The organism is Streptomyces sp. NPDC025618 (assembly GCF_055558795.1).
Genome location: NZ_JBVHLW010000088.1, coordinates 1 through 5,710, shown reverse-complemented (window position 1 = coordinate 5,710; position 5,710 = coordinate 1). Strand labels below are relative to the sequence as shown.

General features: G+C 72.1%; 3 protein-coding genes. 1 reads left to right on the top strand and 2 read right to left on the bottom strand.

Annotated features, from left to right (window positions below; translation table 11 throughout):
• Window positions 1–177 precede the first annotated feature (177 nt).
• Window positions 178–1,545, bottom strand: coding sequence for a M16 family metallopeptidase (locus ACZ4A5_RS31500; RefSeq protein ID WP_467591785.1), 1,368 nt, complete (start codon window positions 1,543–1,545; stop codon window positions 178–180).
• A gap of 35 nt (window positions 1,546–1,580) precedes the next feature.
• Window positions 1,581–2,930 (bottom strand): M16 family metallopeptidase, encoded by a 1,350-nt coding sequence (locus tag ACZ4A5_RS31495; RefSeq protein ID WP_467591782.1) that lies wholly within the window; start codon window positions 2,928–2,930, stop codon window positions 1,581–1,583.
• 236 nt (window positions 2,931–3,166) lie between these two features.
• On the opposite strand from ACZ4A5_RS31495, the gene ACZ4A5_RS31490 reads away from it, so the two are divergent.
• Window positions 3,167–5,617: a DNA gyrase/topoisomerase IV subunit A gene (locus ACZ4A5_RS31490; protein ID WP_467591779.1), complete on the top strand. Its 2,451-nt coding sequence runs from the start codon at window positions 3,167–3,169 to the stop codon at window positions 5,615–5,617.
• Window positions 5,618–5,710: the final 93 nt, after the last annotated feature.

Sequence of the window (5,710 nt, the reverse complement as noted above, 5' to 3'; positions counted from 1 at the left end):
CCCCCCCCCCCCCCCCCCCCCCCCCCCCCCCCCCCCCCCCCCCCCCCCCCCCCCCCCCCCCCCCCCCCCCCCCCCCCCCCCCCCCCCCCCCTCCCAGGTGGCTGATGTCACCCGGCGTCAGACATCAGCCGCCGGCCGCGACTCGGGTGTGAGCGAGATATGAGCGGCCGTCAGGCGTCAGCCGCTGACGACGGTGACCTCGCCGATCCCGAGCGCCCTGACGGGCTCCTCGATCTCCGCGGCGTCACCGACGAGGACGGTCACGAGCCGGTCGACCGGGAAGGCGTTGACGACGGCGGCCGTCGCCTCCACGGTGCCGGTCCGCGCGAGGCGCTCGTACAGCCGCGCCTGGAAGTCGTCCGGCAGATACTGCTCGACCTGGTCGGCGAGAGTGCCCGCGACGGCCGCGGCGGTCTCGTACTTCAGCGGCGCGACACCGACGAGGTTCTGCACGGCGGCGTCGCGCTCGGCGTCCGTCAGGCCCTCGGCGGCGAGGGTGCGCAGCACCGTCCACAGGTCGTCCAGGGCGGGGCCGGTGGAGGCCGTGTCGACCGAGCCGCTGATGGCGAGCATGGCCGCGCCCGTGCCCTCCGGGGAGGAGCGCAGCACCTGGCCGAAGGACCGCACGCCGTAGGTGTAGCCCTTCTCCTCGCGCAGGACGCGGTCCAGGCGCGAGGTGAGGGTGCCGCCGAGGCAGTACGTGCCGAGCACCTGGGCGGGCCAGACGCGGTCGTGCCGGTCGGCGCCGATCCGGCCGATCAGCAGCTGGGTCTGGACGGCGCCGGGGCGGTCCACGATGACCACGCGGCCGGTGTCATCCGCGGTGATCGGCGGCACCGGCCGGGGCTCCGCCAGGGAGCCCGTCCAGGCGCCCAGGGAGTCGCGGAGCGCCTCTTCGAGGTCGATGCCGGTGAAGTCGCCGACGACCACGGCGGTCGTGGTGGCGGGCCGGACGTGCGCCTCGTAGAAGGCGCGCACGGCGGCGGCGTCGATGCGCGCGACGGTCTCCTCGGTGCCCTGGCGGGGGCGCGACATGCGCGCCTCGGCCGGGAAGAGGTGCTTCGAGAGCGCCATGGCGGCACGGCGGGCGGGGTTGGCCAGCTCGTGCGGGATCTCGTCCAGGCGGTTGCCGACGAGCCGCTCGATCTCGCTGTCGGGAAACGCGGGGGCGCGCAGGGCGTCCGCGAGCAGGGCGAGGGCCTTGGCGAGCCGGGAGGCGGGCACCTCCAGGGAGACCCGGACGCCGGGGTGGTCGGCGTGCGCGTCGAGGGTGGCGCCACAGCGCTCCAGCTCGGCGGTGAACTCCTCGGCCGTGTGCTTGTCGGTGCCCTCCGACAGGGCGCGGGCCATGATGGTGGCGACCCCGTCGAGGCCCTCCGGCTCGGCGTCCAGCGGCGCCAGGAGGTTGATCTCGACGGCCACGATCTGCTGGCCGGGGCGGTGGCAGCGCAGCACGGTCAGGCCGTTGGGCAGGGTGCCGCGCTCGGGGGCCGGGAAGGCCCAGGGGGTCGCCTCGCCGGCCCGCGGCCGGGGGTGGAAGGTCATCGAAGGTCCTGCGGTGCCGGTGGCCACGGCGTCGCTCACTGGGCCGTCTCCTCGTCGTTCAGGTCGTGCTCGGCGTGCTCTTCGGCGGGGGCGGTGGGCTCGTAGACCAGCACCGCGCGGTTGTCGGGGTGCAGCCTGGCCTTGGCGGCCCGCTGCACCTCCTCCGGGGTGATGTCGAGGGCGCGCTCCACGGCGGTGAGGGCGAGCTGGGGGTCGCCGAACAGCACGGCGAAACGGCACAGTTCGTCGGCGCGGCCGCTGACCGTGGCGAGCCGGTCCAGCCACTCGCGCTCCAGCTGCGCCTGGGCGCGCTCCATCTCCTCCGGGGTGGGCCCCTCAGCGGCGAAGCGGGCGAGCTCGTCGTCGACGGCGGCCTCGATGTCGCTCACCTCGACGCCGCCGGACGCCTTGACGTCCAGCCAGCCGAGCGAGGGCGCGCCGGCCAGCCGCAGCATCCCGAAGCCGACGGCCACCGCGCTGCGGTCGCGGCGGACCAGGCGGTTGTAGAGCCGGGAGGACTCGCCGCTGCCGAGGACGGTCAGGGCGAGGTCGGCGGCGTCGGCGTCACGGCTGCCGTCGTGCGGGAGGCGGTAGGCGGCCATCAGGGCGCGCGCGGGCACCTCCTCGCGCACGACCTCGCGCAGCTCCTCGCCGATGACGTCGGGGAGGGAGCCGTCGCGCGGCGGCTGCTTGCCGTCGTGCGCGGGGATGGAGCCGAAATACTTCTCGATCCAGGCGAGCGTCTGCTCGGGGTCGATGTCACCGACGACGGACAGGACGGCGTTGCCCGGCGCGTAGTAGGTGCGGAAGAAGGCGCGGGCGTCCTCCAGGGACGCGGCGTCCAGGTCGGCCATGGAGCCGATCGGGGTGTGGTGGTACGGGTGGCCGTCGGGGAAGGCCATGGCCGTCAGCTTCTCGAAGGCGGTGCCGTAGGGGACGTTGTCGTACCGCTGGCGGCGCTCGTTCTTGACGACGTCCCGCTGGTTCTCCATGGACTCGTCGTCGAGCGCGGTGAGCAGCGAGCCCATCCGGTCGGCTTCCAGCCAGAGGGCCAGCTCCAGCTGATGGGCCGGCATGGTCTCGAAATAGTTGGTCCGCTCGAAACTGGTGGTGCCGTTGAGCGAACCGCCCGCGCCCTGCACCAGCTCGAAGTGGCCGTTGCCCTTGACCTGGGCCGAGCCCTGGAACATAAGGTGCTCGAAGAGATGGGCGAGGCCGGTGCGGCCCTTGACCTCGTGGCGCGAGCCGACGTCGTACCAGAGGCAGACGGCGGCGACCGGGGTCAGGTGGTCTTCGGAGAGCACCACCCGCAGGCCATTGGCCAGGCGGTGCTCGGTCGCTGTCAGGCCGCTGGAACCGGCCTGTTGCGTGGCCGTGTGACCCATGGGCATGTACGTCCCTTCGATCGCGTGGAATCCCGCGTGGAGGCTCGCGATGGTTCGCGACGACTCGCGTGATGAACAGTCCTGTCACTGTATGCAAGCGTGCTGACATCTGGCGAAGTTCCCGGTGCGGTGCGCTCTTACGGACGGGTCGGTTGTCGGCGTTGTCAGTGGGGCGGTCCACAATGGTCGGCGTCAGCACCCCGCCTCGGCAATCGATCGAAGGAGCAGCAGCCGCGATGGCCCGCCGCAGCACGAAGACCCCGCCGCCGGACGACTTCGAGGAGCGCATCCTCGACATCGACGTCGTCGACGAGATGCAGGGCTCCTTCCTCGAGTACGCCTACTCGGTCATCTACTCGCGCGCCCTGCCCGACGCCCGGGACGGGCTCAAGCCCGTCCAGCGCCGCATCCTCTTCCAGATGAACGACATGGGCCTGCGCCCCGAGCGTTCGTACGTGAAGTGCGCACGCGTCGTCGGCGAGGTGATGGGCAAGCTCCACCCGCACGGTGACGCGTCCATCTACGACGCCCTGGTGCGCATGGCGCAGCCCTTCTCGATGCGCGTGCCGCTGGTCGACGGGCACGGCAACTTCGGTTCGCTGGGCAATGACGACCCGCCCGCCGCGATGCGTTACACCGAGGCGCGGATGGCGGCGACGACGTCGCTGATGACGGAGTCGATCGACGAGGACACCGTCGACTTCACGCCGAACTACGACGGCAGCGAGCAGGAGCCGGTCGCGCTCCCGGCCGCGTATCCGAACCTGCTGGTCAACGGCGCCTCCGGGATCGCGGTCGGCATGGCGACGAACATGCCGCCGCACAATCTCGGCGAGGTCGTGGCCGCCGCCCGGCACCTGATCAAGCACCCGGGCGCCGACCTGGACACCCTGATGCGGTTCGTGCCCGGCCCGGATCTGCCCACGGGCGGCCGGATCGTGGGCCTGGGCGGCATCCGTGACGCGTACGAGACGGGCCGGGGCACCTTCAAGATCCGGGCCACCGTCACCGTGGAGAACGTGACGCCCCGTCGCAAAGGTCTGGTCGTCACCGAGCTGCCGTACACGGTCGGCCCGGAGAAGGTGATCTCCAAGATCAAGGACCTGGTCGGCGCCAAGAAGATCCAGGGCATCGCCGACGTCAAGGACCTCACCGACCGCTCCCACGGCCTGCGTCTCGTCATCGAGATCAAGAACGGCTTCAACCCCGAGGCCGTGCTGGAGCAGCTCTACAAGCTGACGCCGATGGAGGAGTCCTTCGGCATCAACAACGTCGCGCTGGTCGACGGGCAGCCCCTGACGCTGGGTCTGAAGGAGCTGCTGGAGGTCTATGTCGACCACCGCTTCGAGGTGGTGCGGCGGCGCAGCGAGTTCCGGCGCACCAAGCGGCGGGACCGGCTGCACCTGGTCGAGGGCCTGCTGGTGGCGCTCCTCGACATCGACGAGGTCATCAGGATCATCCGATCGAGTGAGAACGCCGCGCAGGCCAAGGAGGGCCTGATCGCGCGCTTCTCGCTCTCCGAGATCCAGACGCAGTACATCCTCGACACCCCGCTGCGCCGCCTGACGAAGTTCGACCGGATCGAGCTGGAGTCGGAGCGCGACCGGCTGAACGACGAGATCGCGAAGCTGACCGCGATCCTCGAGTCCGACGCGGAGCTGCGCAAGCTGGTCTCCAATGAACTGGCCGACGTGGCGAAGAAGTTCGGCACCGACCGGCGGACGGTCCTGCTGCAGTCGGCGGGCTCCCCCGCCTCGGCCGTGCCCCTGGAGGTCGCGGACGACCCGTGCCGGGTGCTGCTGTCCTCCACCGGGCTGCTGGCCCGCACGGCGGGCGGCGAGCCGTTCCCGGACGACGGCGAGAAGCGCGTCAAGCACGACGTGATCGTCTCGGCGGTCCCGGCGACGGCCCGCGCGGACGTGGGCGCGGTGACCTCCGGGGGCCGGCTGCTGCGGCTGCCGGTGATCGACCTGCCGCAGCTGCCCGAGACGGCGGCCGCGCCGAGCCTGGCGGGCGGGGCACCGGTCTCGGAGTTCCTGACGCTGGAGGACGACGAGCGGGTGGTGTGTCTGACCACCCTGGACGAGTCCTCTCCGGGCCTCGCGATCGGCACGGAGCAGGGCGTCGTCAAGCGCGTGGTCCCGGACTATCCGGCGAACAAGGACGAGCTGGAGGTCATCTCCCTCAAGGACGGTGACCGCATCGTCGGCGCGGTCGAGCTCCGTACGGGCGAGGAGGATCTGGTCTTCATCACGGACGACGCGCAGCTGCTGCGCTATCCGGCGGGGCAGGTGCGCCCGCAGGGCCGTCCGGCGGGCGGCATGGCGGGCATCAAGCTGTCGGCGGGGGCGAAGGTGATCTCGTTCACGGCGATCGACCCGGCGGCGGACGCCGTGGTGTTCACGGTGGCCGGTGCGGCGGGCACGCTGCTGGGTGCCTCGGAGACGTCGGCGAAGCTGACGCCGTTCGATCAGTATCCGCGCAAGGGGCGGGCGACGGGCGGTGTGCGCTGCCAGCGCTTCCTCAAGGGCGAGGACTGCCTCGTCATGGCCTGGGCGGGGGCGACCCCGGCGCGGGCGGCCACGTCCAACGGCACCCCGGCCGACCTGCCGGAGATCGACCCCCGGCGCGACGGCTCGGGCACGCCGCTGACGAAGTCGGTGGCGGTGGTGGCGGGCCCGGTGTAGGGCTCCTGTGGCGAAAGCGGGGGGGGGGGGGGGGGAAGGGGGGACAAAAGGCTCGCGGGAACACGAACCACCACGCTTGCTACGACTCCTCGT

Coding starts and splice junctions, on each gene's coding strand:
- ACZ4A5_RS31490 (WP_467591779.1), top strand. CDS start 3,167: ATGGCCCGCCGCAGCACGAAGACCCCGCCGCCGGACGACTTCGAGGAG.
- ACZ4A5_RS31500 (WP_467591785.1), bottom strand. CDS start 1,545: ATGACCTTCCACCCCCGGCCGCGGGCCGGCGAGGCGACCCCCTGGGCC.
- ACZ4A5_RS31495 (WP_467591782.1), bottom strand. CDS start 2,930: ATGGGTCACACGGCCACGCAACAGGCCGGTTCCAGCGGCCTGACAGCG.